Origin of the sequence: Desertihabitans aurantiacus, assembly GCF_003344635.1 — a bacterium.
In the GTDB taxonomy this organism is placed as follows: domain Bacteria; phylum Actinomycetota; class Actinomycetes; order Propionibacteriales; family Propionibacteriaceae; genus Desertihabitans; species Desertihabitans aurantiacus.
The window spans coordinates 1-4,687 of sequence record NZ_QPKK01000282.1; the positions used below are offsets into that span (position 1 = coordinate 1).

Below are 4,687 nucleotides of genomic sequence, written 5' to 3' on the forward strand. Positions count from 1 at the left end.
GAGCGCCCGACGGCGGCCGCGACGGCCCCGGACGAGCCGGGGACGGCTGGGCGACGTGGCGGCGGCTCCGGCCGGGCACCGACCACGGCCGCGGAGGGGCAGTCGGCTGCCGTCCCCACCGGGACCGAGGACGAGGACGACACCGCTCCCGAGCCGGACGCCGCGCTGAGCCGGCGGGGGGCGTCCCGGCTGCTGGAGCGGGCGCTGCGGCTGGCCCACGAGAAGTCCGACGAGGAGTGGCTGCACAGCTCGGTGGTGAAGACCCAGATGAAGCGGATGGACCCGTCGTTCAACGAGAAGGCGCTGGGCTACGGCTCGTTCTCGGAGTTCGTGAAGTCGCGCAACAGCGTCGCCGAGCTGGACGAGAGCGACCAGACCCGTCGGATCCGGCTGCGCCCCGGGCGCTGACGGCGGCGCGTCCGGGACGTCGACCTCACATCTACGGGGCCCGCGGCGTCCACCCGGTGACCAGACCCGAGGAGGCTCCCGTGCCCACCACCCACTCCGTGCTCGACTCCCCCGTCGGGCCGCTCACCCTGATCGCCACCGACGGCGTGCTGTCGGCGGTGCTGATGTCAGCCCACCGCCACCCGCGGCTGGTCCGCGGGTACCGCGACGACGCCGTCCTGGCGCCGGCGCGCGAGCAGCTGGCGGAGTACTTCGCCGGTGAGCGCACCGTCTTCGACCTGCCGCTGGCCCCGCAGGGCTCCCCGTTCGAGCGGCGGGTGTGGGCCGAGCTGCAGCAGATCCCCTACGGCCGGACCCGCAGCTACGGCGAGCTGGCCCGCGCGCTGGGCGCGCCGCGGGCCGCCCAGGCCGTCGGGGCGGCCAACGGGCGCAACCCGGTCGCGATCGTCATCCCCTGCCACCGGGTGGTCGGGGCGGACGGTGCGCTGACCGGCTACGCGGGCGGGCTGGAGCGCAAGCGCCAGCTGCTGGAGCTGGAGAACCCGACGCTGCTCAGCCCGCCCGCCCTGTTCTGAGCCAGGTCAGGCGCTGGCGCCGGCGGCCTGCGGCGTGTCGGCGGTCTCGGTCTGGAGGTGGATGACGCCGTAGTCGTAGGCGTGGCGCCGGTAGACCACGCTGGGACGGCCACTGGCGGCGTCGACGAAGAGGTAGAAGTCGTGGCCGACCAGCTCCATCTCGTCCAGCGCCTGGTCCAGCGTCATCGGCGGGGCGCTGTGGGTCTTCTCCCGCACCACCAGCGGGCCGTCGCCCTGCACCTGCATCCCGGCGACCGTGCGCACGTCGTCGGGCTCGGCCTCCTCGGCGGGGGCGGCGTCCATCGGGTGCAGCATCGCGATCTCGCGCAGCGGGCGGCGTCCGTTGCGGTGCTGCACCGTGCGCCGGTCATGGGCCTTGCGCAGCTGGGTGGTGAGCTTGTCCAGGGCCTTCTCGAAGGCGATGGTCTTGTCGTGCGAGCAGGCCTCGGAGCGAACCGCGGGACCCTTGCTGAGCAGCGTGATCTGCACGCAGGTGTCCTGCTCCATCTTGCGGGACCGGTCGGCCGAGACCTCGACCTCGACCCGGATCACCCGCTCACGCAACCGCTCGATCCGGGCGACCCGCTCCTGCACGTGGGCGCGGAACTCCTCGGTGAGGGCGCAGTGACGACCCGACACGACAACGTCCATGGTGACCTCCGTGGTTCTGGGGGGACCGCCGGAGTCGGGGCGTCTCCGCCCCGAGATCCGGCGGAGATGGCAGAGGCACCCGAGCCCCATCCGACCTGCTCCCCACCCGGGGGAGCCGACCAGAACGGAGGCACTGGCGCCATGCACCAACGTTAGACGAGCCCCCGGGGGCTGTGAAGGCGGGTGGGCCCGAGCAGCGCGCGTCACCCAACGCTTACACCGGGCGGGCAGCAGACACGCGGCCGTAACAAAGAACGGCCTCGGCTGAAACACCGGTGCCGAACGATCGGGCCCCATGGAAATCGATACCGGTGACACCGCCTGGATCCTGGTGTGCGCTGCCCTGGTGATGCTGATGACACCGGGCCTGGCCCTCTTCTACGGCGGCATGGTGCGCTCGAAGAGCGTCCTCAACATGATGCTCATGAGCTTCGGAGCGATGGCCGTGGTCGGCGTGCTCTGGGTTCTGTACGGCTACAGCATGGCCTTCGGCAACTCCGTCGGCGGCGTCGGCCTGCTCGGCGACCCGCTGGAGTACCTGGGTCTGAGCGGGCTGATGAGCCCGGACGCCCTGTCCGGGACGGCCCCGGCGATGGCGTTCGTGGCATTCCAGGCGATGTTCGCCATCATCGCGGTGGCGCTGATCTCCGGTGCGATCGCCGACCGGGCGAAGTTCGCGACCTGGATGGTGTTCACCGTCGTCTGGGCGACGCTGGTGTACTTCCCGATCGCGCACTGGGTCTTCGCCTTCTCCACCGACGACGGCAGCTACACCGGCGGCTGGATCGCCAACACCCTCGGCGCGATCGACTTCGCCGGTGGGACCGCGATCCACATCAACGCGGGTGCGGCGGCGCTGGCGCTGGCCCTGGTGGTGGGCAAGCGGATCGGCTTCAAGAAGGAGCCGATGCGTCCGCACAACCTGCCGCTGGTGATGCTCGGTGCGGCCCTGCTGTGGTTCGGCTGGTTCGGCTTCAACGCCGGCTCGGCGCTCGCCGCCAACGGCACCGCGGCCACCGTCTTCGTCAACACCATCGCCGCCACCTGCGCGGCGATGATCGGCTGGCTGGTGCTGGAGCGGATCCGCGACGGCCACCCGACCAGCCTCGGTGCGGCCTCGGGCATCGTGGCCGGTCTGGTCGCCATCACCCCGGCCTGCTCCTCGGTCTCCCCGCTCGGCGCCATCGTCATCGGCCTGGTCGCCGGGGTGGCCTGCGCCGCCGCGGTCGGGCTGAAGTACCGCCTCGGCTACGACGACAGCCTCGACGTGGTCGGCGTCCACCTGGTCGGTGGCCTGATCGGCACCCTGCTGATCGGTCTGCTGGCCGACCCGGCCGCCCCGGCCGAGGCCGCCGGGCTGTTCTACGGTGGCGGTGCCGGTCTGCTCGGCATCCAGGCCGTGGGCGCACTGGCCACCCTGGTGTACTCCTTCGTGGTGACCCTGCTGATCGCCTTGGTGCTCAAGCTCGCCATGGGCTGGCGCGTGGACGAGGAGGCCGAGGCCGACGGCATCGACGGCGACCAGCACGCGGAGTCCGGTTACGACCTGCACCCGCTGCGGGGTGGTAGCGGGATGCTGGCGGCTGCTACCGCCACCGGCAGCACCGTCCCCCGTCAGGCCGCCGACGAGCCGGCGACGGCTCCCGCCCCGAACAGTGAGGAAATGGCATGAAGCTCATCACCGCGATCATCAAGCCCCACCAGCTGGAGCCCGTCCGGGACGCCCTCGAGCGGTTCGGGATCTCCGGGATGACCGTCAGCGAGGCCAGCGGCTACGGCCGCCAGCGCGGCCACAGCGAGGTCTACCGGGGGGCGGAGTACACGGTCGACTTCATCCCCAAGATCCGCCTGGAGGTGCTGGTCGACGAGCCCGACGCCGACAACGTCATCAACCTCATCGTCCAGCAGGCCCGCACCGGCCGGATCGGTGACGGCAAGGTGTGGTCGGTCCCGGTCGACGACGTGGTCCGCGTCCGCACCGGTGACCGCGGCACCGAGGCTCTCTGAGCAGGAGGGGCGGAACCACCCCCATGGGTCTACGTGACCTTCGACTGCAGCTGGCCGGCGCCCGGGGTCTGAGCACCCCGGGCGCCGGTTCGGCGCTGCGCACCACCCTCACCGACACGACGCTGGACTGGCTGCAGCAGCTGTGGCGGCAGGCCACCGAGGGGCACGAGCACCCGATCAAGGTCGGCTCCGGCACCGCGCTGGCCTGCACCGGGAGCCTGGCCCGCGGCGACGGCGGGCCGCTCTCCGACCTCGACCTCGTGCTGCTGCACGACGGCCGCTCGCTCTCCCCCGCCGACCTGGCCGAGGTCGCCGACCGGCTGTGGTACCCGCTGTGGGACTCCGGGGTCGGGCTGGACCACTCGGTCCGCTCCCTGGCCCAGTGCCGCGCGGTCGCCTCGGGCGACCTGGCGGTGGCCGCGGCGATGCTCGACCTGCGGCCGGTGGCCGGTGACGAGGCGCTGGTGGCCGGCGTCCGCAAGCAGCTGGCCGAGGACTGGCGGGCGCAGTCGCGCAAACGGCTGCCCGAGCTGGTCGAGGCCGTCGCCGCCCGGCACGAGCAGGCCGGCGACCTCTCCCAGTCGCTGCAGCCCGACCTCAAGGAGGCCCGCGGCGGCCTGCGCGACATGGTGGTGCTGCGGGCGCTCACCCGCTCCTGGCTGGCCGACCGGCCGCACGGCGCCCCGGACCAGGCCTACAGCCGGCTGCTGGACGTCCGCGACGGGTTGCACCTGGTGACCGGACGCAGCCGCAGCATCCTGGCCCGGCAGGAGCAGCAGCCGGTGGCCGAGGTGCTCGGGCTGGCCGATGCCGACGAGCTGCTCACCGAGGTGTCCCGCGCGGCCCGGGTGGTGCACCAGGCGGTGCACACCACGATGCGCGCCGCGCGGCAGAGCCAGCGGGCCCGGGCCCGGCGGATCGGCCCCCGGCGTCCCCAGCTCGAACCGCTGGGCGAGGGGCTGTACCTGCACGACGGGGAGGTGGTGCTCGGCCGCGGGCACGACCTCGACGACCCGCTGCTGGTGCTGCACGCCGCGCTCGCCGCC

The 4,687-nt window shown here is 72.9% G+C and carries 6 protein-coding genes; 5 read left to right on the top strand and 1 reads right to left on the bottom strand.

Annotation, left to right across the window (positions count from 1 at the left end):
- Together DVA66_RS17240 and DVA66_RS17245 are read left to right on the top strand one after the other, a co-directional pair.
- Window positions 1-408, top strand: a 408-nt coding sequence (locus DVA66_RS17240; protein ID WP_198671893.1) for an OST-HTH/LOTUS domain-containing protein, incomplete at its 5' end; no start/stop codon positions are given.
- 80 nt (window positions 409-488) lie between these two features.
- The gene (locus tag DVA66_RS17245; protein ID WP_114561169.1) at window positions 489-983 is read left to right on the top strand and encodes a methylated-DNA--[protein]-cysteine S-methyltransferase; all 495 of its coding nucleotides are present in this window, start codon (window positions 489-491) and stop codon (window positions 981-983) included.
- Between the two features lie 6 nt (window positions 984-989).
- Here the strand turns inward: DVA66_RS17245 and hpf are convergent, their stop codons facing one another.
- On the bottom strand, window positions 990-1,634 hold the full coding sequence (gene hpf, locus DVA66_RS17250) for a ribosome hibernation-promoting factor, HPF/YfiA family (protein WP_114561170.1): 645 nt from the start codon (window positions 1,632-1,634) through the stop codon (window positions 990-992).
- 295 nt (window positions 1,635-1,929) lie between these two features.
- Between hpf and DVA66_RS17255 the strand changes: the two genes are divergently transcribed.
- The 3 genes from DVA66_RS17255 to DVA66_RS17265 form a co-directional block, all read left to right on the top strand.
- A complete protein-coding gene (locus tag DVA66_RS17255; RefSeq protein WP_198671894.1) occupies window positions 1,930-3,306 on the top strand; it encodes an ammonium transporter in 1,377 nt (458 codons plus the stop codon).
- A complete protein-coding gene (locus tag DVA66_RS17260; protein ID WP_114126784.1) occupies window positions 3,303-3,641 on the top strand; it encodes a P-II family nitrogen regulator in 339 nt (112 codons plus the stop codon). The genes DVA66_RS17255 and DVA66_RS17260 overlap by 4 nt, the downstream gene beginning before the upstream one ends.
- A gap of 23 nt (window positions 3,642-3,664) precedes the next feature.
- Window positions 3,665-4,687, top strand: a 1,023-nt coding sequence (locus tag DVA66_RS17265; RefSeq protein ID WP_198671895.1) for a [protein-PII] uridylyltransferase family protein, incomplete at its 3' end; no start/stop codon positions are given.